Origin of the sequence: Roseovarius azorensis, assembly GCF_900109455.1 — a bacterium.
Lineage (GTDB): Bacteria > Pseudomonadota > Alphaproteobacteria > Rhodobacterales > Rhodobacteraceae > Roseovarius > Roseovarius azorensis.
In genome coordinates this window covers 193189-217666 of sequence record NZ_FOAG01000004.1, presented here as the reverse complement: position 1 = coordinate 217666, position 24478 = coordinate 193189, and the positions used below count along the sequence as shown (strand labels likewise).

Below are 24478 nucleotides of genomic sequence, written 5' to 3'. Positions count from 1 at the left end.
TGAGCGGCACGGACGGCAGTATGCCGCCCGTGCCGGATCGTGCAGGCGCTGTGGCTCAGTTGCACTCGTAAGAGACGCCGCTGGCCTCGTCGATCTGGCGGATCACCGACCAGTTGTCCTTGAAGGTGATCGGGATGAACTGGGCCTCGCCCGATTTCTGGAATTCCTCTTCCAGCTTGGTTCCGGCCCAGTCGAAGCTGAAGAACGCCTCCTTGATCTTGTCCTGCAGTTCGGGCGCAAGGTTGTAGACCACGCCGTAGCCGGTCGTCGGGAAGGTTTCGGACGTGTAGAGGATGTTGAGCTGATCCTCGGTGACGACGCCGCGCTCGATCATCCGCGCCTTGACCGAATTGGCGATGGCGGCGGCGGTGTAATCCTTGTTGGCGACGCCGAGAACCGAGTTGTCATGCTTGCCGGAGAAGACGGCGTTGTAATCCTTGCCCGCCTCCATGCCGAATTCGGCCTTGAGCAGGGCGGAGGGGGCCTTGAAGCCCGAATTCGAGGTCTCTGAAGTAAAGGCCAGTTCCTTGCCCTTGATATCCTCGATCTTGTCCACGCCTGAACCGGGATAGCTGATGATCTCCATCTCATAGCCGAAAGAGCCGTCGGCGGCGGCCATCATCGTGAAGGGGCGGAACCCGGCGCAGGCGACCGCGAGCGGGTTGGAGCCGGTGTTGAATCCCGCCACATGCAGACGGCCGGCGCGCATCGCCTCGATCTGGGCGGCGTTGGACTGCACCGGGAAGAACTGCACCTTCTTGCCGGTCAGTTCGGCCATGTGATCGAGAAAGCCCTGCCAGACCTCTGCATAGACAGCCGGATCCTCGACCGGAGTATAGGCGAAGATGATCGTATCCGGGTCGAGCCAGTCCGATGCGCTCTCCGGGATGTCGGCGATCAGGTCGCCGTCGTTGTCGGTGTAGCGGTCGCTCAGCCTGAATTCGGCCATGGCGGGTCCGGCCATCGCAAGCGCGGCGAATGCGGTAAGGGTTGCAAAGATTTTCATGTTTCCTCCCGGTATGATGTGAGATTTGTCTCACCTATCCTTTGTTTGTGACAGCACTCTAACAGAGGTTGAGCGGATCGGCCAAGCCGTGATGTGCGGCCTGACCCAAGGGTATATTGTCTGCTGCCCGATGGGTGGGACGGTGCGCACGCGCCGGAAAGGCCGCGTTAGGACATGCCGGCGATGGTCTGCGTCACGCGCTGCCCCCGCTCCATCCGGTCCGGGGCGCGATTGCCAGCAGAAAGGATGCCGCCATGTCTGACACTTCGCCCGTTCTGGGCCTGCCGCTGATCCAGCCCGCGCAGGCGCAAAAGCATGTGACGCATAACGAGGCGCTGAGCCTGCTCGAGGCGGTCACGCAACTGAGTATCGAGCACGCGCCGCAGAGCGCGCCGCCGGTCAGTCCGCAGCGCGGCCAGCGATTCATCGTGGGCGCCGGGGGCAGCGGGGCGTGGGCGGGGCGTGACCGGCAGATTGCGGTCTTTGACGACGCCGGCTGGATCTTTGTGGTGCCGCAGGCGGGCTGGCGCGCCGGTCTGGCCGACAGCGGGGAGACGCTGCGCTATGACGGGGCGGAATGGGTGGCGCTGTTGCCCGAGTTGCAGAACCTGCAGGGTCTGGGCATCGCCGCCACCTCGGATGCGGTGAACCGGCTGGCGGTCGCCTCGGAGGCGACGCTGTTCAATCACGCTGGCGCAGGGCACCAGATCAAGGTCAACAAGGCGGCGGTGGACGATACCGCCAGCCTGCTGTTCCAGACCGGGTTTTCGGGTCGCGTCGAGATGGGCACGGCGGGCGGTGACGACTGGGCGGTGAAGGTCAGCGCCGATGGCCAGAACTGGACCGAGGCGCTGCGCATCGACGCGCAGACCGGCCGGGTGCTGGGCGCGGCGGTGCAATCCTCCGGTCAGGATGCGACGTCCGGGCGGCTGATGGCGGTGCCCGCCTTTGGCATCGGCGAGGCCGGGGATCAGGCGCCGCTGGATGATATCGACCGGCCGGATGTCGCGGCGGGTTCGTTGTGGCGCACGACCGATGCGACGCTTGGCACCATGCCGCCCGCGCAGACCGCGTTCGGCAATCTCATGGTGCTGCGTCACGCCTCCGATGCGCTGAGCCAGATATGGACATCGGTGCTGGAGGGGGACCTGTGGATCAGGCGTTATCGCGCCGCCTCTGAGCCGCAATGGTCGGCCTGGCTGCGCTATCTCAATACGGCCAACATGGTGGGGCCGGTGGCGATGTCGGCTGGCGCGCCAGCGGGGGCGGCGATCGAGCGCGGCAGCACGGCGGGCGGCGAATTCGTCTGTCTTGCCGATGGCACGCAGATCTGCTGGCAGGCGATCGCAACGCTTGACACGGGGCCGGTGAACTGGGTTTTCCCGAGGGCGTTCGCCGCGCCGCCGGTGGTGGCGGGCATGGGGCGGACAAGCGGCCCCCGCGTGGTGACCGCAAGCGACGTGACCGCAACCGAGGCCGGGATCAACGGCTATATCCTGACCGGCGCGCGTGCGCCGTTCTGGGCGATGCTGCAGGCGGTGGGGCGCTGGGTCTGAGCCTTCTGTGGGGGTCAATCCCCGGCGTTGATCCTGCGGACCGAGCGCACGGCGGCCCGTTCCGAGCCGTCGCGCGCATACATGCCCGAGGAAAACACGTGGTCGAACAGTCCGATCCGTTTGATCCCGAGCGCCCCGCGCAGGCATTCTATCCGCAGGCTGCGGCGCACCGGAGCGCCGAGCGGATAATCCTGGGCGGTGGTTCCGGCGGCGAGCGACACCTGCGATATCGCGGTTCCGTCGAGGGTGATGGTCAGGTCCGCACCCCGATCGGTGCGGCAGGCAAGGTGCAGGAGTGCGTTGCGCGTGAGGTTCTGGAACATCTCCTGTTCCAGGACCTCGCCTGCGTGCAGGGTCAGCACCCGCTGGCCGGTGTCCGTGTCGCGGGTGAGTTCCGCCGTCGTTGACCAGCCGTCGAGGCCGAATTCGAAGGCGCCGTTGAAAATCTTGTCATTGGTCCAGTCGCGGTAGCCCCAGACGCCGTAACCGCTGGTCCGGCTGCGCAGCAGATCACGACTCTGGTCGAGGAAGGTGGCGAGTTCGCCGTCGTCTATCTGCGAGAAATGCGCGTAATCGGGGTTTCTGGTGACAAAGTTGAACTGGTCGATGAACACCCGGTGCCCGCCATGCGCCAGAAGGGAATATTGCGACAGCAGCCATTTCAGCCGTGCGATGGCGCGGTCGGCGGTGAGCGTTTCCCGGCTTGTGGCGCCGAGATGGGCGTGAAAATAGGAAACCGGCCGAACATATCCGTTACGGACCAGTTTCCAAGGATAGATCCGAGTTCCCGTCCCGGCAGGGGTCGGAAAGGGATTCACGTCGATCCGGCCCTCGTATTCGATGCCGGGATGCGCGGCGCGGGCCAGGTTGCAGAAACGGTCCACCATGACCCCGTCGAAGAAATCGGCATAATCCCAGATTTCGGGTGTCGCGAATGCGGGAACCGGAATCTCCGCGAAGGATGTCGCCGTTGAGTTGTAGAGGCTGCGATAGGTTTCGATCGTGTATCGCCGGGCGAGAAAGTCCTGATAGCCCGTGTCGGTCGCATGGCGCAGGCGCGTGGCCTCGTCCGCCCCGGCGAAGCCCCGGAACAGGGGCCAGAAGAAATCCTCCCACGACAGGAATGCGAAGGCAAAGTTGGCGTGCCGCTGTGCCTCGGCCCGAACCAGGGCATGATAGCGGTGCCAGGCCGCCTGATGCCCGGGGCTGGTCGGCAGGTGGCGGTAGCGCTGGAACGTGGATTGCCGGGCGGGGGCGTTTTCCCACAGGTAGCCGACACGCAGGATGACATTCAGGCCGGCCCTGTCTGCTTCGGTGAAGATGTGATCGAGCCGGCGGCACATTGCCGGGCAGAGGGCCGGATCGTCGAGTGTGGTGTGGAACTGCGCCCAGGGCAGGATCAGGATGATGTGGCTGAACCCGTCGGCGGCGATGGCGCGGAGGTCCGCGCCGACGCGGTGCGCGCGGAAGGTGGACCAGAAATTCGTCATGCTGCAATCGGAGAAGTAATGCGCGGCGCGGATGAACCCCGATGTCGTCCGGGCCGGTCCGAGGGTATGTGTCGCCCGTGTCATGGCTGCGGATCGGTGGCGTAGCCGAAGAGATCGAAATCGCTGCGGTAGAAATCGACGACCATGTCGCGGTGTCTGGCGGGCCAGTCGGTGAGCCGGTCATAGGCGTTGGACGGGTTGACCCGCCCGAGACTGACCGATCCGTTGCCGACTGCGCGCGACAGGATGCGGGCCAGATCGTCCTCGATGGTTTCCACGCGGCCCGCCAGATCGACCAGCAATTGCCCGTCCGGTGCGGTCAGCCAATGGGTCTGAGGCAGAAAGATATTGTCGGGACCGGGGCGCGACATCCAGATTTCGGAGTCGAGAAAATCCGCGAACCCGGCGAATTCGCCCAGGGCGCGGCGGATCGGTTCCGGGCCGGTTTCCCAGCCGCGCAGGAAATGGAACACCGATTGCAGCCGGTCGAACGGGTTGCGCACGAAGCCGAAGGAGAAATAGGAGGCAAAGACGGCGCTGCCCATCACGGCGCGGATCTGTTGCGCGGGGGCGTGTTTGTGCAGGCCGAAGCGCTGGCGCATGAAGGGTTGCAGCGCCTCGCCGAGCGCGGTGCCGCCGATTTCCAGATCGCAGTATTGCGAATGTTGTGCCAGGGCCTGGGTCACCGCGCTGCCTGCGGATTTTGGCACATGGACGAAAACGAACCTGTGGGTGTGGTTGATGATCATTCGGGTTTCCATCGCGACGGTGTGGCGGGGCGGCGCGGGCGCCGTTCAGGCCCGTGACTGAAAGAGGTCCGCCGCCTCGAAGGCGCTGCGCATCAGGGTGCGGCCGGCCGTAAAGGAATAAGCCGTTTGCAGGTAGGTGCGGGCGTTGTGCGACATTTCGGTCCAGAGCGCATCGTCGGTCGCCAGCCGCGCGATGGCATCCGCCCAGTCCTGCGGGGTGGTGACGACGAAACAGTCCTGGCCCGAACGCAGGCCGATCCCCTCGGCGGCGGTGGGGCTGAGCACGCAGGGGATGCCGTGGGCGAGGGCGGCCAGCACCTTGCCCTTGATGCCCGCGCCGGACAGCAGCGGGGCGACAAAGACGCGGTGGCGGTCGAAGGCCGTGGCGATGTCGGGGACATGGCCATGTGGCGTCACCTGATCCGAGGCCAGAGCGCGGATGTTGTCGGTCATGCCCGCGCCATAGATGGTGAGTGGGAAATCCCCCAGCGCGGAGGTGACGGCGGGCATCACGCCGCGGATGAACCATGTGATGCCCTCGGCGTTGGGGTGGTGGCGGAAGCTGCCCAGAAAGGACAGGCCGCGGCGGTCCGCAAGGGGCGGCACCCGTGGCGGCAGATCGACCACCCAGGGGCATTTGACGACCCGCGCCTGACCGTCGGTGCAGGCCTCGATCACCGCATGTTCGGCCTCGTTGTAGGACAGGATCACATCGGCCCTGGCGATCACCCGCAATTCCTGTTCGCGGGTGTGGCGCGCCTGTTCCAGCATTGCCGCATCGGCGCTGGCGCGCGCGCTGCGGATTTCGCGCAGGAAATGCAGGTCGGCGTTGTTGAAGAGCACCCTTGCGCGTGGCGCGTGGCGGCGGATCAGGTCAAGGATGTCCTGCGCCACGTAGTAGCGGGTGAGATAGACCGCGTCGAATTCGGCGGCGTGGCGTTCGAGATAGTCGGAAGGTGACAGGAAGAATGGCGCATGGATCACCTCGACGCCGATCGTCTGGAGATCCTCTGTATAGCGGCCGAAATGCGCCATGTTCATCGGCAGGAAGGTGACCTTGTAGCCCAGCGACTGCACCAGTCTGATTTCCTGAAGGGCGGCGTAGGATCCGGCGTCCTGATCGGGGCGCGGCGTGGTGTAATCGGCAAAGAGCACGCGGCCAACAATGCCGCGATCCTTTTCCAGATCGGGCCTCACGCCCTCTTCGCCATGTCCGGCAAAGGCGCGGGCCCACTGGCGTTTGAATTTCGGGCGGTTCACCTCCTGAAATCGCTTGAAGCCGGAGGTGGCGTCGGTGCCGCTGGTCATGCCCTCGTAGTGATAGACCACCGAGGCGGGCACGAACCATGTGGTATAGCCCGCATCGCGGATCTTGAAGGCGAGGTCGGTATCCTCGAAATACATCGGTTCGAGATAAGACGACAGCCCGCCCACCTGATCCCAGACCCCGCGTGGCACCATGAGAGCCGCCCCAGAGAGGTAATCGGCCTGCCGGGCGTAGCAATAGCGCGGATCCCAGGGGTTTTGCTGGTTGCCGTAGTTCCACGGGTTGCCATTGCCCCAGACGATGCCGCCCGCGTCCTGCAACGTGCCGTCGGGATAGAGCAGTTTCGCGCCCGCAAGGCCCACGTTCCCGAACCGCTCGAACGCGTCGCGCAGGGCGTCGAGCCAGCCGGTCGTCACCTCGGTATCGTTGTTGAGCAGCACGATGTAGTCGCCGCGCGCCTGTGCCGCCCCGGCGTTGCAGGCGCGGATGAAGCGCTGCGGCGTTTCGTTGCGGATCACGGTGATGCCGCGCACGATCTCTGGCAGCCGGGTGGTGTCGTCGGTCGAGCCGTCATCGACCACGATCACCTCATAGCTGGTTTCGTTATGCGCCAGAAGCAGGCCACAGAGCGCCAGATAGGTCAGGGCAAGTTTGTTATGCGCAGGGATGATCACCGAGACCTGCGGTTTGTCGATGGCGGGGAACGTCAGCGGTTTGAATTCGGCCCGGTCATGGCCGGCCTCCAGCGTCGCGAGCGCATGGGCCAGTTGCGCCATGTCGGTGCCGGGGTTGGCATTAGCGAGTTGTGCGCGCAGGCTCTGATAACGGTGTGTGCTCTGGGCAAAGACAGCGGGCGGGAAGGGGGCCGTGGTTTCGCGTTGCAGCACATCGGCGGGGGTCAGGATGTTGGGCAGGGGGCAGACCGTCTCATAGAGGATCTGGCTGCAACTGGGATCCTTGATGGCGATGCGTCGCCGGGCGCCGGTGAGATGCGGCGCGGGGATGCGCACCACGAGGTCGTTGCGCAGGCTGAGCGGCAGCACCGGCGCGCCGTCGATGCAGAGCACGGCGGGCGCGGTTTGATCTGCGTCGAAAATCAGCGTGTGGCCGTGGTTTTCGCGCAGGGTGATCTGCGTGGTCCGACCGGTATGGATGAGGGTGGCGTGGCTGCCGTCCATCAGGAAGAGTTCGGTTCCGGGGCCGATCAGGCCGGGAGCCGGGGCCATCTGCCAGCCCTCTGGGTCGTGGCTGCGGTTGTTGATGATGAATTCCGGCGTTGTGATGCGCGTCTCTTCGGTGGGCGTTTCGACCCTTGGGTTGGCGATGAAGAGAAACGGCTCTGTCCCGGTGCCATCGTCGAGACAGGCATGGTAGGCGATGCCAAGGGAAACATGCGTGATCCCGGCCTGTTCCGGCAGCGCGATGCGCAGGCTCTGGTAGCCCTGCGGCAGTTGTCCACCGCGAAAGGCGGGATCGAAGGGGCGTTTTTCGGTGATGATCCTGCCGGTGGTGCGGTTCTCGAACCTGACGACGAGATCGGCGCTGGCCCGGTGCGCCGCGATCCCGGCGCGGAATTCGAGCGGTTGCGTGATCGGGGGCAGGGGGAGCGGGGCGTTGAAATCCACCGTGCAGGGCGCGTCGTGGCGCGAGATCAGCACCTGAAGGGTCTCGCGTCCGCTGAGGGTCCAGTCGCTGAGCCGGTTGAGCCAGGCGGCAAAGACCTCTCCGGGGGTGGTTTCGGGCGGATCGGAGCGGCTGTTGCGGCGGGCGGCGTCGAGATCGAAAGGTTCGGAGAACCCGGTCAGGTGGGGCGGCAGATCGTTGGCGTCGCAGGGGGCGAAGGGCACCTCGGTGCCCAGCATCGACAGGCGCAGGTTGCCCGCGGCCTCGCCTTTGGCCGGGCGCAGGTAGATACGGGCGTCGTGGAGAAAGAGGCAGTCGAGCCTGACCGGCGCGGCGACGGGGGCGATATTTAGCAAGCGATGTTCCTTGTGAAGCGTTCGGCAGGGAAACCCGGCGTAGGGTTATTACGTCGTTAACCGGTAAATTTTTGGTTAACGGCTGCACATCGCGGGCAGGTACCGGGGGCAGTCTAGCGCCGATGCCGGTAGCGAAAGACGCCCGTGCCGGTGGCGATGAGCGCGCCGGTGTCGTCGTGGACGGTGGCCTCGGCGAAGAAGGTGGTCTTGCCGCCGCCGGTGCGCCGGGCCTCGGCGATCAGCCGCGTGCCCTGCGCCTGTCCCAGATAATTGACCGTCAGCGACAGCGTGAGCGCCATTTGCGGATGCTGCGGGTCGCCGGTGTAGCATCCGGCATAGCCCATCGCGGTATCGAGCAGCGTGGCGTGGATGCCGCCATGCGGCAGGCCCTGGCGGTTCATCAGGAAGGGGGCCAGCGGCAGTTCGATGCGGGCATGATCCCGCGCCCAGCCGGTCATCTCATAGCCCAGATGGTTTTGCAGGGCCGAGGGGGGTTCGATCAGGGCGGGGTCGAGATTGTCGGTCATTGCGTCTCCTTTGCGGCGGCAAGCCCGGCGCGGGCGAATTCGGGCACATGGCGGCCCAGACGCAACCCGCGCTCGGGGTCTGAGGCGTTTCCGGTGAGCGCACGCTTTTTCACGCCTTGCAGGATCGCGGCCATGCGGAAATAGCTGAAGGCGAGGTAGAAGCCGAAATCGGTGATCGGCGGCAGGCCCCGGCGTTTGCAATAGCGGGCGATGAATTCGGCGTCGGACCACAGGCCAAGGGCGGCGCGGTCCACGCCCCTCAGCCCGCGCCCCTCGGGGGTGGCGGGCATCGACCATTGCATGATGACGGCGGCAAGATCGGCATAGGGGTGGCCGATGGTGGACAGTTCCCAATCCAGCACCGCAAGGCAGCGCGGGCCGTCGGCGGCGAACAGCAGGTTGTCGAGCCGGTAGTCGCCATGAACCAGCGTGCGCTGCCCGTCCTCGGGCGGGACATGCGCGTCGAGCCAGGCCATGAGGGCGGTCATTTCAGGCAGGTCGTCGGTTGCCGTCGCATGATACTGCCGGGTCCAGCGGTCAATCTGACGGCGGTAGTAATTGCCCGGCGGTCCGTAATCGGTGAGGCCCGTCGCGGCGAGATCGACATCGTGGATCGCGGCCAGAACGCGGTTCATCTCGTCGATGATGGCGTGGCGGTCGGGCGGCGCGAGGCCGGGCAGGGCGGGGGCGTCGAAGTTGCGGCCGCGCACCTCGTCCATGATGTAGAAGGGGGTGCCGATGACGTCCGCGTCCTCGCAGAGCACAAGCATGCGCGCGACCGGGACATCGGTTCCGGCGAGCGCCTGTTGCACGCGGAATTCGCGTTCGACCGCATGGGCGGATTTCAAGAGCACGCCGGGCGGTTTGCGGCGCAGGACGTAAGAGCCTGTGGGCGTCGTGAGGCGGTAGGTGGGATTGCTTTGTCCGCCGCTGAATTTCTCGGCCTGCACTGGCCCGGCAAAGCCCGGCAGGTGCTGTGTGAGCCAGACCGCGACGGCCTCTGTATCGAGTGCCGCGCTCATGCCGCGCCGCCGCGCAGGTCGGGATGGGTGTAATCGGCGAATTGCGCGCGCAGGGTCAGTTTCGACACCTTGCCGGTGGCGGTGAGCGGCAGCGCCTCGATCCACAGGAGGTCGTCGGGCAGTTGCCAGGCGGCGAAATGCGGCTGCATATGCGCCTGGATCTCGGCCAGCGATGGGCGGGCGTCGGTGGCAGGCACGGCGACCAGAACGGGCCGTTCGTCCCATTTCGGGTGGGGCACGGCGATGACGGCGCAGGCGGCAAGGGCGGGATGCGAGAGGGCGGCGTTTTCCAGATCAATCGAGCTGATCCATTCGCCGCCCGATTTCACCAGATCCTTGGCGCGGTCGCGGATCACCAACCTGCCGTCGGGGGCGATCGAGGCGACATCGCCGGTGCCGAACCAGCCTTGGGCATCCATCGCGGCGCGCGTCGCCTCGGGGTTTTCGAAATAGCCCGAGATCACGGTATTGCCGCGCACGTAAAGCTCGCCGGTGGCGGTGCCGTCATGCGGCAGGGCCTTGCCGTCATCGTCCACGATCTTGAACTCGACGCCAAAGAGGCGGCGTCCGGCGCAGCATTTGGCGCTGATACGGTCCTCGTCGGGGGCGTTTTCCAGTGCGGGGGGCAGGGTGCCGTGGCTGCCGATCGGGCTCATTTCGGTCATGCCCCAGGCCTGGGCCACGTTCACGCCACGCGCCTCGTATTGCGCGATCATCACGCGCGGCGCGGCAGAGCCGCCGACGACCAGATCGGCGAATCCGGCGGGCACGCGGCCCTGTGCCTTGATTTCCGAGAGCAGCCCGGCCCAGACCGTCGGCACCCCCCAGGCGGAATAGACCTGTTCGCTGTCCATCAGGCGGAAGAGGCTGGCCCCGTCGAGGTCTGACCCCGGCATGACCAGCGTCATGCCGGTCAGGGGCGCGACATAGGGCAGGCCCCAGGCGTTGACGTGAAACAGCGGCACGACGGGCAGGATGCGTTTGCCCGCCCGGAAACTGGAGGTCTGGCAGAGCGGCACCTGCAGCGCGTGCAGGAGCGTCGAGCGGTGCGAATAGAGCGCGCCCTTGGGGGAACCGGTGGTGCCCGAGGTATAGCAGAGGCCGCAGGCGGTTTCCTCGGGGAAGACGGGCCAGTCGTAGTCAGGGGGTTGCGCGGTCAGCAGATCCTCGTAGCAGAGCGCATCGAGCGTGGTTTGGGGCATATGCGCGCGGTCGGTGAGGATCACGAAGCGCAGACCCGCGGGCAGGTCGGGCAGGAGTGATTCGACCAGCGGCACGAAGGTCAGATCGAGAAAGAGCAGCCGGTCGCCCGCATGGGTGATGATGTAGATCAGTTGCTCACGCGAGAGGCGCGGGTTGATCGTGTGGCAGACGGCGCCGATCCCCGCGACGCCATAATAAAGCTCGAAATGCCGGTAGCCATTCCACGCCAGCGTGCCGATGCGGTCGCCGCGCCGCACCCCGAGGTCGGTTAGTGCATGGGCGAGTTGCGCCACGCGGGCCAGGGTCTGCTGATAGCTCTGGCGGTGCAGATCGCCCTCAACGCGGGCCGAGACGATGCCCGCGTCGCCATGCGCCTCTGCCGCGTAGGTCAGGATGTCGATGATCCTGAGCGGCTGGTGCATCATCTGGCCCTGCATCGCGTCTTCTCCCTGTTGCTCCGACAGGGACGGTGGCACGGAACAGCGCGGGGATCAATTGCTGCGCCGGGGTCTTGACCTTGGCTCGCGCGCGGCGCATGTCCCCCGCATCCGGCCAGAAGGAGACCCGCCATGCGTTTCGACCGTTCCATCAAGATCGCGCCCTCGATCCTGTCGGCGGATTTCGCCGGTTTCGGGGCGGAGATCCGCGCCATCGAGGCGCAGGGTGCTGACTGGGTGCATGTCGATGTGATGGACGGGCATTTCGTGCCCAACCTGACCTTTGGTCCGCCGCTCTGCGCCGCGATCCGCCCGCATATCAGGACGGTGATGGATGTGCATCTGATGATCGCGCCGGTCGATCCCTATATCGACGCCTTCGCGCAGGCGGGGGCGGATATCCTGACCGCGCATCTGGAGGCCGGGCCGCATATTCACCGCACGTTGCAGGCGATCCGCGGGGCAGGCTGCAAGGCGGGGCTGGCGCTCAATCCCGGCACGGGGATTGATGCGGTGGAGCATCTGCTGGACATGGTGGATCTGATCTGCGTGATGACGGTCAATCCCGGCTTTGGCGGGCAGAAATTCATCCATTCCCAGATCGACAAGGTGAGATCCCTGCGCGCGATGATCGGCGACCGGCCGATCCATATCGAGATCGACGGCGGTATCACGCCCGAGACAGCCCCCCTGATGGCGGCGGCGGGGGCGGATGTGCTGGTGGCCGGGTCGGCGGTGTTCAAGGGCGGATCGGTCGACAAGCCGGAGGTTTACGGCGAGAACATCCGCGCGATCCGGGCCGCCGCCGAGGCTGCGACTGCGGCCCTGGCATGAGCCGCGCCGTCGTCTTTGATCTGGACGGCACGCTGATCGACAGCGCGCCGGATATTCACGCGAGCGCCAACCGGCTGATGGCGCGGCACGGGTTTGCGCCGTTCGAGCCGCAGGAAACGCGGGCCTTCATCGGGCGCGGCGTGCCGCATTTCATCGCCTGCTGTCTGGCGGCGAGGGGTGCGGATGGCAGCGCGGTGTTGCGGGCGCAGATGGTAGAGGAGTTCGTGGCGGGCTATGAGGCCGCCGTGACGCTGACCACGATCTATCCCGGCGTGCAGGACGCGCTGGCGCGGCTGGTGGCGATGGATCTGCGGCTGGGCATCTGCACCAACAAGCCCGAGCGCCCGGCGCGCGCGGTGCTGGCGCATCTGGGGCTGGCGGGGCATTTCGACGTGGTGATCGGCGGCGACAGCACGGTGCAGCGCAAGCCCGACCCGATGCCGTTGCAGGCGGCGGTGGCGGGGCTTGGCGCGGGCGATGTGGTCTATGTCGGCGACAGCGAGGTCGATGCCGAAACGGCCGAGCGCGCGGGTCTGCCCTTTGCGCTTTATACCGAGGGCTATCGCAAGTCGCCGGTGGCCGATCTGCCGCATCACGCCGCGTTTTCGGATTTCGCGACACTCCCGGAAGTTGTGAACGATCTGCTGCGCTGAGCGCGGACGAATCATTTGCCCTTGGGCGATTTCGCTGTGCATAGTCCGGCCATGAAAACACGCCTGACCGAAGCCTTTGATCTGACACATCCCATCGTTTCCGCGCCGATGGCCTTTGCCGCGGGCGGCAGGCTGGCGGCGGCGGTGACACATGCCGGCGGGCTGGGCCTGATCGGTGGCGGCTATGGCAATCCCGACTGGCTGGAGCAGGAGTTCGGTGCGGCGGGCAATGCGCGGGTGGGCTGTGGCTTTATCACCTGGAAGATGGCGGAAAACCCTGTCGTGCTGGATCAGGCGCTGGCGCGCGATCCGGCGGCGCTGTGCCTGTCGTTCGGGGATCCCGCACCCTTTGCCCCCCGGATCGCAGAGGCCGATGTGCCGCTGATCTGTCAGGTCACGACGCTGCGAGATGCGCAGCGCGCCGCAGAGGTCGGCGCGCGGGTGATCGTGGCGCAGGGTGCCGAGGCGGGCGGGCACGGCGAGCGGCGCGGCACGATCACGCTGGTGCCCGAGGTGGCCGACTGGCTGGCGGGGCACGCGCCGGAAGTGATCCTGCTGGCGGCGGGTGGCATCGCCGACGGGCGGGGGCTGGCGGCGGCGCTGATGCTGGGGGCGGATGGCGTGCTGGTGGGTTCGCGGCTCTGGGCCTCGGAGGAGGCGACGGTGAGTGCTGCGATGACTGACGCGGCGATTGCCGCGACCGGCGATCAGACGATCCGCTCAAGCGTGATGGACGCGGCGCGCGGGCTGCGCTGGCCGGAACGCTACACGGCGCGGGTGTTGCAGAACCCGGTGACCGAGCGCTGGCATGACGATCCCGACGCGCTGCGCGCCGATACGGCGGCGCGGGCCGACTGGGCCGAGGGCTGGGCGGCGGGCGATCCGGCGCGGGCCAACACCTTTGTCGGCGAGGCGACGGGGCTGATCCGCAACCGCCCGCCGGTGGCCGAGATCATCGAGGGCATGGTGGCCGAGGCCGAGGCGCTGCTGCGCCGCGCGCCGGGGCTGGCCTGACATCGCGGCGCGGCGGGCGATGTTTCCGTCAAGGAGGCGGTCTCAGTCTCCGACCGCGATATTGTCGATGAGCCGCACCCCCGCCAGCCAGGCGGCGGCGAAGAGGCGCGCGGGGCGGGTCGGGGCGGCGAGCGCTGAAAGATCGTCCTGCGCGCGCAGGTCGAGGTAATCGACGCCGGTAAAGCCCGCCTTGTCCAGCCGCGCCACTGCCGCCGCATGGAGCGGATCGAACGCGGCGCCCCGGCGCAGGCCATCGGCGATCTGTTCCATCACGTCGTGCAGGACCGGCGCGGTGGTGCGGGCGCGGTCCGACAGCAGCAGGTTGCGCGAGGACATGGCCAGCCCGTCGATCTCGCGGATGGTGGGGCAGCCATGCACGGTGACCGGCAGGTCCAGATCGGCGGCCATGCGGCGCACCACCAGAAGCTGCTGATAGTCCTTTTCGCCGAAAAACGCATCACTGGCCGAGGTCTGGGTGAAGAGCTTGGTCACCACGGTGGCAACCCCGTCGAAATGGCCGGGCCGGAAATGCCCCTCCATCACATCGGTCAGCCCGGTGACAGAGACGGTGGTGGCGAAATGCGCGGGATACATCTGGTCGCCATCCGGCACCCAGAGCGCATCGACGTTGAAGCGTTCGAGTTTGCGCGCGTCCTCGGTCTCGGTGCGGGGGTAGTTCTTGAGATCCTCGGGGTTGTTGAACTGTCGCGGGTTGACGAAGATCGTCACGATCACCCGGTCGCAGGTCCGTTTGGCGGCCTCGACCAGCGACAGATGCCCGTCATGCAGCGCACCCATGGTGGGCACCACGCCGATCCGTTCTCCGGCGAGGATCCAGGGCCGGGTGGCGGTGCGCAGCGCGTCGAGCCGGCGCAGGATGGGGGCGGGCATTATTCGGGGGCCTTGTCAGAAAAGGTATGCTCCGGCGCGGGAAAGTCGCGGGCGCGGACCTCGGCGGCGTAGCTGGCAATCGCGGCCTCGCCATCCGCGCCGAGGGTGGCGTAGCGCTTGACGAATTTCGGCTTGAAGTCGGTGAACAGCCCCAGCATGTCATCGACGACGAGGATCTGCCCGTCACAGCCCGCCCCAGCGCCGATGCCGATGGTGGGAATGGCGATTTCGGCGGTGATCCGGTCGGCGAGGGTGGCGGGCACCTTTTCCAGCACGACCGAGAAGGCGCCGGCGTCCGAGACCGCGCGGGCATCGGCCAGCAGCGCCTCTGCCGCGGCGCCCCGGCCCTGCACCCTGTAGCCGCCCAGCGTGTTGATGGATTGCGGCGTGAGGCCGATATGCGCCATCACCGGCACGCCGCGCGCCACCAGAAAGCCGATGGTCTCGGCCATGTGCCGCCCGCCTTCGAGCTTGACCGCCGCCGCGCCCGTCTCGCGCATCAGGCGCGCGGCGTTGCGGAACGCCTGCGCGGGGCTTTCCTCGTAGCTGCCAAAGGGTATGTCGATCACCAGCATCGCCTTTTGCAGGCCGCGCGCCACGGCGCGACCGTGCAGGATCATCATTTCCATGGTGACGCCCAAAGTCGAGGGCAGGCCGTGCAGCACCATGCCGACGCTGTCGCCGACCAGCACGAAATCGCAATGTTCGTCCATCATGCGTGCCATGGGCGTGGTATAGGCGGTGAGGCTGACAATCGGGCTGCCGCCTTTCATCGCGCGGATGTCATCCGGCAGGGGGGCGGTCTTGCGGGCGGTGGCGCTCATCGGAGTGGTTCCGGTCATTTCTGCATTGCGGCGCAAGCTATCAAGTGGCGCGGCAGAAATCCACCTCTCTTGATGCCGTAGAAATACGGGTGCGCCGGGCGCGGTCGAAAGCGCTTTTATTCAGGGAATCGAGACAGTATCAGGGGCCGACCGATCAGAGCATGACGAGGGGCAATAGTTTGAAAACCGCACTCATCACCGGCGTGACCGGGCAGGACGGGGCCTATCTGGCCGAGTTTCTGCTGAACAAGGGATACCACGTTCACGGGATCAAGCGGCGCACGTCGCTGTTCAATACCGCGCGGATCGACCATCTGTTCGAGGGCGAGCCGGGGCGGTCGGGGCAGTTTCAGCTGCATCATGGCGACATGACCGACAGTTCCTCGCTCACCCATATCCTGCAGAAGACGCAGCCTGACGAGGTGTATAATCTGGCCGCGCAGAGCCATGTGGCGGTGAGTTTCGAAGAACCGGAATACACCGCCAATTCCGACGCCATGGGCGCATTGCGCCTGCTGGAGGCGATCCGGTTCCTGGGCATGGGCGAACGGACGCGGTTCTATCAGGCCTCGACCTCGGAGCTATACGGTCTGGTGCAGGAGGTACCGCAGCGCGAGACCACGCCGTTCTATCCGCGCAGCCCCTATGCGGTGGCCAAGCTTTATGCCTACTGGATCACGGTCAATTACCGCGAAGCCTATGGGATGTATGCCTGCAACGGAATTCTCTTCAACCACGAGAGCCCCATACGCGGCGAGACCTTCGTGACGCGCAAGATCACCCGCGCGCTGGCGCGCATCAGGCTGGGCACGCAAGACGTTCTGGCGCTGGGCAACATGGATGCGAAACGCGACTGGGGCCATGCGCGGGATTACGTGCAGATGATGTGGCTGATGCTGCAACAGGACAGGCCCGAGGATTTCGTGATCGCCACCGGCCAGCAATATTCGGTGCGCGAATTCGTGCAACGCGCGGCGGAGGCGCTGGAGATGCGGCTCACCTTCGAAGGTGAGGGCGTGGACGAGGTGGCGCGTGACGAGGCGGGCCGCGTCGTCGTGCGGGTCGATCCGGCCTATTTCCGGCCCGCCGAGGTGGAGACCCTGCTGGGCGATGCCAGCAAGGCGCGCGAGAAACTGGGCTGGGTGCCGCAGACCAGTTTTGACGAGCTGGTGCGCGAGATGGCGGCATCCGATCTGGACGAGGCCCGCCGTCATGGCTGAGGCCCTCTATGCGCTGAACGGCAAGCGGGTCTATGTGGCGGGTCATCGCGGCATGGTGGGTTCGGCGATCTGCCGGCGGCTGGCCGGTGAGGATTGCGAGGTGCTGACCGCCACACGGGCGCAGGCCGATCTGACGCGGCAGGCCGAGGTTGAGGCGTGGTTCGAGGCGCATCGTCCGCAGGCGGTGTTTGTTGCTGCCGCGAGGGTGGGCGGGATTCTGGCCAATGACACCTATCCGGCGGATTTTCTCTATGACAACCTGATGATCGAGGCGAATGTCATTCATGCCGCGCATCGGGTCGGTGTGGAAAAGCTGATGTTCCTGGGGTCGTCCTGTATCTATCCCCGGCTGGCCGAGCAGCCGATCCGTGAAGAGGCACTATTGACCGGCCCGCTGGAGCCGACGAACGAATGGTATGCCATCGCCAAGATCGCGGGAATCAGGCTGTGTCAGGCGTATCGCCGTCAGCATGGGGCGGATTTCATTTCGGCGATGCCCACCAATCTCTATGGCACGGGCGACAATTACGATCTGGAAACGAGCCATGTTCTGCCCGCGCTGGTGCGCAAGGTGGTCGAGGCGCGCGAGGCCGGGGAGAGCGAGATTGTGATGTGGGGCACGGGCAGCCCGTTGCGCGAGTTCATGCATGCCGACGATCTGGCCGATGCGCTGATTTTCCTGATGCAGCATTATTCGGATGCGCCGCATATCAATGTGGGCTCCGGGCAGGAGGTGACGATCCGGGCGCTGGCCGAAAAGATCGTCGCCGCCGCCGGGTTCACGGGCCGGATCGTGCATGACACCACCAAGCCCGACGGCACGCCGCGCAAGCTGATGGACAGCGCCCGGCTGCTGGCGATGGGCTGGCGGCCGAAGATCGCGCTTGAGGCCGGGCTGGCGCGGACCATTGCCGAATATGAGGCGTTGCGCGCGGGCTGAGGGCGGCGGGGTCATCGCAGGGCGAGGTCGCTTTCAGGCAGCGTTGCGTCGGCTGGGCAGCGCGCGATCTGGCAGGATTGATAAACATCGCCCCAAAGCACGTTATCCTGAGGGAGTCGCAGGTCATGAAAACCCAAGTCAAAGCCCTGGTCGTCGGCGGTGGCGCCGTTGGCACGTCGATCGCCTATCATCTGGCCAAGGCGGGCTGGGACGATGTCATGCTGCTGGAGCGTGACGAGCTGACGAGCGGCTCGACGTGGCATGCGGCGGGGCTGTTGCCGCTCTTCAACATGTCCTATGCGACCACGCATATTCACAAGTATTCGGTCGAGTTCTACAAGACGCTGGAGGCCGAGACCGGCCTGAACGCCGGGTTCGCGGTGGTGGGTAACCTGCGCATGGCGCAGACCGATGAGCGCATGGACGAATACATGCTCTATGCCTCGACCGCCGAGACCTGTGGGGTTCCGTATGAGTGGCTGACCCCCGACGAGATCAAGGCGCGCTGGCCGCTGATCAATACCTCGGACCTCAAGGGTGCGCTCTATCACAACACCGACGGCTATATTAACCCTGCCGACGTGACGCAGGCGATGGCCAAGGGCGCGCGACAGCGGGGCGTGATGATCGAGCGCAAATGGCAGGCGGATGCGTTTCACTGGACCGGCAGCCATTGGGAAGTGACCTGCACGAAGATGGTGGAAAAGGGCGGCAATCTGGTGCCCTCGGACGAGCAGATCGTGATCACCGCAGAGCATGTCGTGACGGCGAGCGGCAACCATGCGCAGACCACCGCGAGGAAGCTGGGCATCAGGATCCCCGCCATTCCGGTCGAGCATCAGTTCATCGTGATGGATCAGGATCCGGCACTGGTCGAGTTCCGCAAGAATGGCGGCAAGGAGCACCCCGTGGTGCGTGATGCGGATGCGCAATCTTATGTGCGCGAGGAGCGCGGCGGCTGGATTCTGGGGGTTTACGAAAAGGGCGCGCCCGCCTGTTTCGAATATGGCGTGCCGGATTCGTTCCGCGCGGACCTGTTCCCGCTCGATCTGGAGCGGATCGAGGCGCAGTATATGGCGATGATCCATCGCATCCCGTCCTGCGAGGAGTCGGGCCTGAAGGACGATTTCAACGGGCCGATCTGTTACACGCCCGACGGCAACCCGCTGGTCGGTCCCGCGCCGGGGTTGCGCAACATGTGGCTGGCCGAGGGGTTTTCGTTCGGCATCACCGCGGCGGGCGGCACCGGCTATTATCTGGCGCAGTTGATGGTCGATGGCGAGGCCGAGATCGACATGGCGAGCCTTGATCCCAAGCGCTATTCGTCCAACTGGATGACGACCGAATTCGCCGCGCGCAAGAACGAGGAATGTTACGACCACGTCTATATCCTGCATCACCCGGATGAAGAGCGCCCCGCCTGTCGACCGTTGCGCACCGCGCCCGCCTATGACCGGCAAAAGGCGCGTGGCGCGCAGTTCGGGTTCGTCAACGGCTGGGAGCGGCCCAACTATTACGGGCCTCTGGATGCGCCCGAAAACTTTGACCATGATACCCGCAGTTTCCGGCGCGGCGGCTGGTGGCAATATGCGGTCGAGGAGGCCCGCGCCGTGCGCGAGGGCGTGGGGCTGATCGACGCCACGGCGTTCACCAAGCATGTGGTCAAGGGACCCGGCGCGACCGCGTTCCTCGACTGGTTCACCTGCAACAGGCTGCCGAAGGTCGGGCGCATCAACCTGACCTATGCGCTGACCGATCATGGCACGACGCGCACGGAATACACCATCGTGCGGCTGAAGGAGCACGAATATTACCTGGTCTCGGCGGGCGCATGGACGGAATATGACGCCGACTATCTGCGCAAGGCGGCCGAGGATATGGCGCCGCAGTTCGGCTATATCGAGATTCAGGACGTGACAACGCAATGGGGTGTCTTTGCCATTGCCGGGCCGAAATCGCGCGCAGTGCTGAACGAGGTGATCAAGGACGCCGATCCTGCGACCGCGCTATCCAACAAGCGGTTTCCTTGGCTGAGCGCGCGGCGGATCGAGCTGGGCATGTGCCCGGTCAATGCGATCCGCGTGGCCTATACGGGCGAGTTGGGCTGGGAATTGCATCATCCGGTCGAGATGCAGAACTACCTCTTCGATCTGCTGGAAAAGGCAGGTGAGAAGCACGGGATGAAGCTGGTGGGCGCGCGGGCGCAGAACTGGCTGCGGCAGGAGAAGAGCTATCGCGCATTTGGTAACGAGCTGGGCCGGGATGCGACGCCGCTTGAGGCCGATCTGCCGCGGTTTGTCGATCTGGACAAGGAGTTTCGCGGCAAGGCGAAGATGGTCGAGACCGGCGTGCGGGTGAAGTGCTGCACGCTTCTGATCGACGGACCCGGCGATGCCGATCCGTGGGGGCGCGAGGTGCTCTATACCGAAGGCGGCGAGCGGGTCGGGCGGCTGACCTCGGGCGGCTATTCGGTGGCGTTCGGGAAATCCATCGGCATGGGCTATGTGAAGCCCGAGCAGGCGGTCGAGGGCACGCGCCTCAAGGTCAAGATGTTCGACCGGCTGTGGGATGCGGTGGTGACCTGCGACAGCCCCTATGATCCCAAGAACGAGGCCATTCGGAAGGACGGGTGAGAGCGGCGGGGGATCTGTTGGGGTGGGTTTGCACCCACCCTACGGCAATTCGTGCGGGGTGGGTGCAAACCCACCGTCGCCCGTCACCTGAAAGCCCCTCATTTCACATGGCCGCGCAGCCATCTGCGCCATGCGCCCTCTGACCCGCGAAAGACGTTGATGTCCACCCCGCCCTCGACGCCGGGCACGATGCCGGTGCCGGTATATTGCCAGAAGATCCAGGGCTGGCCGGGATAGACCCTGTCCGGTGTCTGTGCGACCGAGCGCAGCCAGAATTCAGCCTGCATCTGCCCGATGCCGGTTTCGCGGTAGAATTCGGGCGTGGTGTAGATGATCGGGCGCTGGCCGTAGTGGCGCCCGACGATATCGAGGAAGATCTGCGCCTGGCGGCGCACCTCGGCCCCCGGCGGGCGGGTGACGCAGGTGGGCGAAAACGGGTTCCATTCCAGATCGAGCACCGGCGGCAGGGCCTTGCCCCGGCGCGGCACGTTGGCGATGAACCAGCGCGCCTGCACCTCGGGGGGGGTGCAGAAGTAATAGAAATGATAGGCCCCGCGCGGCACGCCCTCGCGCGCCGACAGTTGCCAGTTGCGGTCGAATTGCGGATCCTTGAGGTCGCCACCCTCGGTCGCCTTGATATAGGCAAAGGCCACGCCCGAGAGGCGCACGCGCCGCCAGTCGATCTCGTTCTGAAAGCGGGCCACGTCGATGCCGTGGACAGGATAGCTGGCGGGGCCGCGCGGGCCGAAATCGACCGGGGCATAATCGCCGAAGCGTTCGGCCGCGAGGGCTGGCGGGGCGGTGAGGGCGAGGGACACAAACAGGGCGCGCAGCATGAACCGACCTTTGCACGGGAAATCTGTGGTGATCCTAAACCGAATACCGTGTCCCGGTCAGCCGGTTTCGGGCGCTGCCTGCGCCTGGCGCGCGGTCAGGCGCTGCGTCCGGCGATCAGCATGAGATTGTTGGCGGGCATGTCGATGATTTCGGCAAGCGCCAGTCCGGCGTCGCGCAGCCAGCCGGTCACGTCCGCGATATCCTTGTAGCCGATGGCCGGATCCTGCGCGATCAGGCTGGCGTGAAAGCGGGCGTCGCCGTCGGAGGTGGTTTGGCCGTCGCGCAGGAAGGGGCCGTAGAGCGCGAAGCGCCCGCTGGGGGCGAGGGCTTGTGCGGTTTCAGCGATCAGGGTTCGCGCCTCGGGTGTGCTGATGAGGTGCATCAGGTTGATCAGCACGATCAGCGATTGCCCGGCATGGCGCGCGCCCCAGCCCGGCGCGGCGGCGTCGAGCGCGAGGGCGGGGCGCAGGTTGGGCAGGGCGGCCTCGGCGGCATAGGCGTCGAGGCTGGCGCGGCGGGCGGCGTCGATTTCCGTGGGTTGCCAGATCAGGCCGGGCAGGGCGCGGGCGAAGGTCACCACATGCTGGCCGGTGCCGCTGGCAATCTCCAGCGCGCGCCCCTTGGGCGGGGCGATGGCGACGAGCGCCTCGGTGATGGCCGTGGCATTGCGCGCGGCCGACGGGGCGTGCAGTTTCGCGCCCTCTGCGGCATGGGCGACCGAGGCGGTGAGCGGCAGGCTGCGCGCTGTCATGTGGCCTCTTCGGTGCGGTCGGTGGCGGGGGGCGGTGCCGGGGTCAGGGCCGACAGGCGGGCATGGAGGGCGGCGTCCATGTCGAACCCTATGGCGGCCAGCGACGGGGCGAGTTGTTCGGCGGAGCGCCCCGAGATGATCGGGACAGGGGCCATGGGATGATGCGCGACCCATGCCACGGCGAGCGTCGCGGGATCGGTGCCAAGCTCTGCGGCGATGGCGCTCAGTTCCTGCGCCGCGCGGTGCATCCAGTCCTGACCGTAGCGGATGGCGTAGCGTTCGTTGCCGGTCAGCCGTCCGGTCTCGCCGCGTGCGTATTTGCCGGTCAGCAGGCCGCCCGCGAGCGGCGAATAGCTGGCCACGGTCATGCCCTCGGAATGGGCCATGGGCAGAATCTCCACCTCGGCCTGCCGTTTGATGAGGCTGAACATCGGTTGCAGGATCGAGACGGGCAGATCGAAGCGTGCGGCGATGCAGGTGGCCTTCATCACCTGCCAGGCGGCGAAATTCGACAGGCCGACATGGCCGATCAGGCCGCGCGCGCGCAGATCGGCGAAGGTCTCCATCGTCTCCTCAAGGGGTGTGTCGGGGTCAAACCGGTGCAGATAGAGGATCTCGACCGCATCCATGCCGAGGCGCCGGCGCGAGAGGTCGAACTGCGCGAGGAGGTTCGCGCGCCCCGCGCCGCCGGTATAGCCCGCCTTGGTGGCGATGGTCAGCCGGTCGCGATGGGGGGCTGCGAATTCCCCAAGCAGGGTTTCCGCGGTGCCATCGGTATAGAAATGGGCGGTGTCGAAATGGGTGATGCCCGCCGCGAGGCAGGCCTCGAACATGGCGCGCGAGGCGGCTTTGTCCGCGCCGTCGCCGAATTGCATCGTGCCGAAGGCAAAGCGGCTGGTCGGGGTGCCATTGGGGGAGGTGATGGAGGTGCTCATGGGGGCGAGATTGGCATGGGCGGGGAGGAAAGGGAATGGGGGGATGCTATGCGAAGGGATGAGATGTAGCGCAACGCTGTGAAGTTATGCGGGCTGTGCCGGCATAAAGTGGCAGTTTCCGCCGTTTCATCGCCAGTCCCCGGCCCAGCGATCGCGCGGCTCCTCACATTTTGATCAGTGTTGCTGTCACACCTGACCCGCCCCGACTTTCTGTCAGCATGGCGATTGCCTTGCATCTCAAGACCAACCGGCTTAGGCGGTAGCGGGTGATCCATACCGCCGCAGGAGCCTGCCCGCATGAAGATGCATGAGACATTCATCAAGCCGATGCACCCCGAGGGGCGCAGGTTCGTGGCGATCTTTGCCGCTGTCACGCTGGTGCTGTTTCTGGTCTGGGACGTGCTGGGATGGATCGGCGTCGGTCTCACCGTCTGGTGCTACTATTTCTTTCGCGACCCCGAGCGCGTGACGCCCGAGCGTCCCGGTCTGATCGTGAGCCCGGCGGATGGCATGGTCTCGTTGATCGAGTCTGCGGTGCCGCCTGCCGAGCTTGGCCTGCCGGACACCCCGCTCACCCGCGTCAGCGTGTTCATGAGCGTGTTCAACTGCCATGTGAACCGCGCGCCGGTGGCGGGGCGGGTGGTGCGGGTGGCCTACCGGCCCGGCAAGTTTCTCAATGCCTCGCTCGACAAGGCGAGCGACGACAACGAGCGCAACGGCGTGGTGATCGAGATGGAGGATGGCCGCCCGCTGGCGGTGGTGCAGATCGCGGGGCTGGTGGCGCGGCGCATCATCTGCTTTGTCGCCGGGGGTGCGGTGCTGGCGCGTGGCGAGCGGTTCGGGCTGATCCGGTTCGGTTCGCGGCTTGATGTCTATCTGCCCGAAGGCGTCGTGCCGCAGGTGCGGGTGGGGCAGACCATGGTGGCGGGCGAGACGGTGATCGCGGAGTTGGGCCGGTGATGGAGGATCCCGATCTCAACCCGCGCAAGGAGGTCACGCTGGCGCAGTTATTGCCCAACATGCTGACCGTGGCGGCGATCTGTGCAGGCGTCACCGCGATCCGGATGGGGGTGCAGGGCGATTATGTGCGCGCGGTGCAACTGTTGCTCATCGCGGGCGTGCTGGACGGGCTGGACGGGCGGATTGCCCGCCTGCTCCGCAGTTCGAGCGCGATGGGGGCGGAACTTGATTCGCTGGCGGATTTCCTGAATTTCGGCGTCGCGGCGCCGCTGGTCATCTATTACTGGGGGCTGCAGGAGACGCGGCACGCGGGCTGGATCGCGGTGCTGTTCTTTGCCGTGTGCTGCGTGATGCGGCTGGCGCGGTTCAATGTCAGCAGCAAGAGCGGGGTCAAGGGCGGATCGGGGGCTTATTTCGAGGGCCTGCCCTCGCCCGCCGGGGCGCTGCTGGCGATGCTGCCGATGTTCGTGACCTTCGCCATTCCGGGGATGACAAAGCCGCCGGCGCTGGTGATCGGGCTCTACATGGCGGCGGTGGGCCTGTTGATGATCTCGCCCGTGCCGGTCTGGTCGTTCAAGCAGACCAGAATTTCGCGCGAGAATGTGAAATTCTTTCTGCTCGCCTTTGCCTGTGTCGCGGCGGCGCTGGTGATATTCACCTGGACCGCGCTGATCGTGCTGTGTCTGGTCTATGTCGGCGTGGTTTTGTGGGCGATGATCTTCTGGCATCCAAAAGAGGGCCGCGGCTGAG

21 protein-coding genes are annotated in these 24478 nt (G+C 66.0%); 9 read left to right on the top strand and 12 right to left on the bottom strand.

From position 1 onward, the window contains the following. Window positions 1-55 precede the first annotated feature (55 nt). Window positions 56-1006, bottom strand: coding sequence for a phosphate/phosphite/phosphonate ABC transporter substrate-binding protein (gene phnD / locus BSG08_RS08235; protein ID WP_093034922.1), 951 nt, complete (start codon window positions 1004-1006; stop codon window positions 56-58). Window positions 1007-1260: 254 nt separating this feature from the next. Between phnD and BSG08_RS08230 the strand changes: the two genes are divergently transcribed. Then, window positions 1261-2562, top strand: a complete 1302-nt coding sequence (locus BSG08_RS08230; protein WP_093034919.1) for a DUF2793 domain-containing protein — start codon at window positions 1261-1263, stop codon at window positions 2560-2562. A gap of 14 nt (window positions 2563-2576) precedes the next feature. On the opposite strand, the gene BSG08_RS08225 is transcribed toward BSG08_RS08230, so the two are convergent. From BSG08_RS08225 to BSG08_RS08200, 6 genes are all read right to left on the bottom strand, one after another. Further along, window positions 2577-4136, bottom strand: coding sequence for a hypothetical protein (locus BSG08_RS08225; protein ID WP_093034916.1), 1560 nt, complete (start codon window positions 4134-4136; stop codon window positions 2577-2579). Continuing rightward, on the bottom strand, window positions 4133-4801 hold the full coding sequence (locus BSG08_RS08220) for a sulfotransferase family 2 domain-containing protein (RefSeq protein WP_175544727.1): 669 nt from the start codon (window positions 4799-4801) through the stop codon (window positions 4133-4135). Before BSG08_RS08220 ends, BSG08_RS08225 begins: the two co-directional genes overlap by 4 nt. A 45-nt stretch (window positions 4802-4846) precedes the next feature. Continuing rightward, entirely contained in the window at window positions 4847-8047 is a 3201-nt protein-coding gene (locus BSG08_RS08215) for a glycosyltransferase (protein ID WP_093034910.1), read from the bottom strand. A 113-nt stretch (window positions 8048-8160) separates the two neighbouring features. Beyond that, window positions 8161-8574: a PaaI family thioesterase gene (locus tag BSG08_RS08210; protein ID WP_093034906.1), complete on the bottom strand. Its 414-nt coding sequence runs from the start codon at window positions 8572-8574 to the stop codon at window positions 8161-8163. Then, window positions 8571-9596, bottom strand: coding sequence for a phosphotransferase family protein (locus tag BSG08_RS08205; protein WP_093034904.1), 1026 nt, complete (start codon window positions 9594-9596; stop codon window positions 8571-8573). The genes BSG08_RS08210 and BSG08_RS08205 overlap by 4 nt, the downstream gene beginning before the upstream one ends. Further along, window positions 9593-11236 carry a long-chain-fatty-acid--CoA ligase gene (locus BSG08_RS08200; protein ID WP_093034901.1) on the bottom strand — a complete coding sequence of 548 codons (1644 nt, stop codon included), beginning with the start codon at window positions 11234-11236 and terminating at the stop codon, window positions 9593-9595. Before BSG08_RS08200 ends, BSG08_RS08205 begins: the two co-directional genes overlap by 4 nt. Before the next feature lie 132 nt (window positions 11237-11368). On the opposite strand from BSG08_RS08200, the gene rpe reads away from it, so the two are divergent. From rpe to BSG08_RS08185, 3 genes are read left to right on the top strand one after another with little or no spacing between them, the layout of a single operon-like run. Beyond that, the gene (gene rpe / locus BSG08_RS08195) at window positions 11369-12070 is read left to right on the top strand and encodes a ribulose-phosphate 3-epimerase (RefSeq protein ID WP_093034898.1); all 702 of its coding nucleotides are present in this window, start codon (window positions 11369-11371) and stop codon (window positions 12068-12070) included. Further along, window positions 12067-12723: a phosphoglycolate phosphatase gene (gph, locus tag BSG08_RS08190; protein ID WP_093034895.1), complete on the top strand. Its 657-nt coding sequence runs from the start codon at window positions 12067-12069 to the stop codon at window positions 12721-12723. Before rpe ends, gph begins: the two co-directional genes overlap by 4 nt. Window positions 12724-12774: 51 nt before the next feature. After that, window positions 12775-13737 (top strand): NAD(P)H-dependent flavin oxidoreductase, encoded by a 963-nt coding sequence (locus BSG08_RS08185; RefSeq protein ID WP_093034892.1) that lies wholly within the window; start codon window positions 12775-12777, stop codon window positions 13735-13737. A gap of 42 nt (window positions 13738-13779) precedes the next feature. On the opposite strand, the gene panC is transcribed toward BSG08_RS08185, so the two are convergent. Further along, the gene (gene panC, locus BSG08_RS08180) at window positions 13780-14628 is read right to left on the bottom strand and encodes a pantoate--beta-alanine ligase (protein WP_093034889.1); all 849 of its coding nucleotides are present in this window, start codon (window positions 14626-14628) and stop codon (window positions 13780-13782) included. Continuing rightward, complete coding sequence (panB, locus tag BSG08_RS08175; RefSeq protein WP_093034885.1) at window positions 14628-15452, bottom strand: 3-methyl-2-oxobutanoate hydroxymethyltransferase; 825 nt, start codon at window positions 15450-15452, stop codon at window positions 14628-14630. The genes panC and panB overlap by 1 nt, the downstream gene beginning before the upstream one ends. Window positions 15453-15631: 179 nt before the next feature. Here panB and gmd point away from each other — a divergent pair, with 179 nt between their 5' ends. The 3 genes from gmd (at window position 15632) to BSG08_RS08160 (ending at window position 20245) form a co-directional block, all read left to right on the top strand. After that, window positions 15632-16672, top strand: a complete 1041-nt coding sequence (gene gmd / locus BSG08_RS08170) for a GDP-mannose 4,6-dehydratase (RefSeq protein ID WP_217649882.1) — start codon at window positions 15632-15634, stop codon at window positions 16670-16672. Next, window positions 16665-17612: a GDP-L-fucose synthase gene (gene fcl, locus BSG08_RS08165; protein ID WP_093034880.1), complete on the top strand. Its 948-nt coding sequence runs from the start codon at window positions 16665-16667 to the stop codon at window positions 17610-17612. The genes gmd and fcl overlap by 8 nt, the downstream gene beginning before the upstream one ends. Before the next feature lie 125 nt (window positions 17613-17737). After that, window positions 17738-20245 carry a GcvT family protein gene (locus tag BSG08_RS08160; RefSeq protein ID WP_093034877.1) on the top strand — a complete coding sequence of 836 codons (2508 nt, stop codon included), beginning with the start codon at window positions 17738-17740 and terminating at the stop codon, window positions 20243-20245. A 98-nt stretch (window positions 20246-20343) separates the two neighbouring features. Here BSG08_RS08160 and BSG08_RS08155 read toward each other — a convergent pair whose 3' ends face one another. The 3 genes from BSG08_RS08155 to BSG08_RS08145 all read right to left on the bottom strand — a co-directional run bounded on the left by BSG08_RS08155 (window position 20344) and on the right by BSG08_RS08145 (window position 22768). Next, a complete protein-coding gene (locus tag BSG08_RS08155; RefSeq protein WP_093034874.1) occupies window positions 20344-21081 on the bottom strand; it encodes a glycoside hydrolase family 25 protein in 738 nt (245 codons plus the stop codon). Between the two features lie 95 nt (window positions 21082-21176). Beyond that, on the bottom strand, window positions 21177-21833 hold the full coding sequence (locus tag BSG08_RS08150; protein ID WP_093034871.1) for a DUF938 domain-containing protein: 657 nt from the start codon (window positions 21831-21833) through the stop codon (window positions 21177-21179). Then, window positions 21830-22768: an aldo/keto reductase gene (locus BSG08_RS08145; RefSeq protein ID WP_093034868.1), complete on the bottom strand. Its 939-nt coding sequence runs from the start codon at window positions 22766-22768 to the stop codon at window positions 21830-21832. Before BSG08_RS08145 ends, BSG08_RS08150 begins: the two co-directional genes overlap by 4 nt. Window positions 22769-23065: 297 nt before the next feature. On the opposite strand from BSG08_RS08145, the gene BSG08_RS08140 reads away from it, so the two are divergent. Further along, window positions 23066-23728: a phosphatidylserine decarboxylase gene (locus tag BSG08_RS08140; RefSeq protein WP_093034865.1), complete on the top strand. Its 663-nt coding sequence runs from the start codon at window positions 23066-23068 to the stop codon at window positions 23726-23728. Further along, a complete protein-coding gene (locus tag BSG08_RS08135) occupies window positions 23728-24477 on the top strand; it encodes a CDP-alcohol phosphatidyltransferase family protein (RefSeq protein ID WP_245770629.1) in 750 nt (249 codons plus the stop codon). Before BSG08_RS08140 ends, BSG08_RS08135 begins: the two co-directional genes overlap by 1 nt. Window position 24478 lies beyond the last annotated feature (1 nt).

Bases quoted from the DNA above. Each gene is read 5' to 3' on its own strand.
- phnD (WP_093034922.1), bottom strand. From the start codon at position 1,006: ATGAAAATCTTTGCAACCCTTACCGCATTCGCCGCGCTTGCGATGGCC.
- BSG08_RS08230 (WP_093034919.1), top strand. From the start codon at position 1,261: ATGTCTGACACTTCGCCCGTTCTGGGCCTGCCGCTGATCCAGCCCGCG.
- BSG08_RS08225 (WP_093034916.1), bottom strand. From the start codon at position 4,136: ATGACACGGGCGACACATACCCTCGGACCGGCCCGGACGACATCGGGG.
- BSG08_RS08220 (WP_175544727.1), bottom strand. From the start codon at position 4,801: ATGATCATCAACCACACCCACAGGTTCGTTTTCGTCCATGTGCCAAAA.
- BSG08_RS08210 (WP_093034906.1), bottom strand. From the start codon at position 8,574: ATGACCGACAATCTCGACCCCGCCCTGATCGAACCCCCCTCGGCCCTG.
- BSG08_RS08205 (WP_093034904.1), bottom strand. From the start codon at position 9,596: ATGAGCGCGGCACTCGATACAGAGGCCGTCGCGGTCTGGCTCACACAG.
- BSG08_RS08200 (WP_093034901.1), bottom strand. From the start codon at position 11,236: ATGCAGGGCCAGATGATGCACCAGCCGCTCAGGATCATCGACATCCTG.
- rpe (WP_093034898.1), top strand. From the start codon at position 11,369: ATGCGTTTCGACCGTTCCATCAAGATCGCGCCCTCGATCCTGTCGGCG.
- gph (WP_093034895.1), top strand. From the start codon at position 12,067: ATGAGCCGCGCCGTCGTCTTTGATCTGGACGGCACGCTGATCGACAGC.
- BSG08_RS08185 (WP_093034892.1), top strand. From the start codon at position 12,775: ATGAAAACACGCCTGACCGAAGCCTTTGATCTGACACATCCCATCGTT.
- panC (WP_093034889.1), bottom strand. From the start codon at position 14,628: ATGCCCGCCCCCATCCTGCGCCGGCTCGACGCGCTGCGCACCGCCACC.
- panB (WP_093034885.1), bottom strand. From the start codon at position 15,452: ATGAGCGCCACCGCCCGCAAGACCGCCCCCCTGCCGGATGACATCCGC.
- fcl (WP_093034880.1), top strand. From the start codon at position 16,665: ATGGCTGAGGCCCTCTATGCGCTGAACGGCAAGCGGGTCTATGTGGCG.
- BSG08_RS08160 (WP_093034877.1), top strand. From the start codon at position 17,738: ATGAAAACCCAAGTCAAAGCCCTGGTCGTCGGCGGTGGCGCCGTTGGC.
- BSG08_RS08155 (WP_093034874.1), bottom strand. From the start codon at position 21,081: ATGCTGCGCGCCCTGTTTGTGTCCCTCGCCCTCACCGCCCCGCCAGCC.
- BSG08_RS08150 (WP_093034871.1), bottom strand. From the start codon at position 21,833: ATGACAGCGCGCAGCCTGCCGCTCACCGCCTCGGTCGCCCATGCCGCA.
- BSG08_RS08145 (WP_093034868.1), bottom strand. From the start codon at position 22,768: ATGAGCACCTCCATCACCTCCCCCAATGGCACCCCGACCAGCCGCTTT.
- BSG08_RS08140 (WP_093034865.1), top strand. From the start codon at position 23,066: ATGAAGATGCATGAGACATTCATCAAGCCGATGCACCCCGAGGGGCGC.
- BSG08_RS08135 (WP_245770629.1), top strand. From the start codon at position 23,728: ATGGAGGATCCCGATCTCAACCCGCGCAAGGAGGTCACGCTGGCGCAG.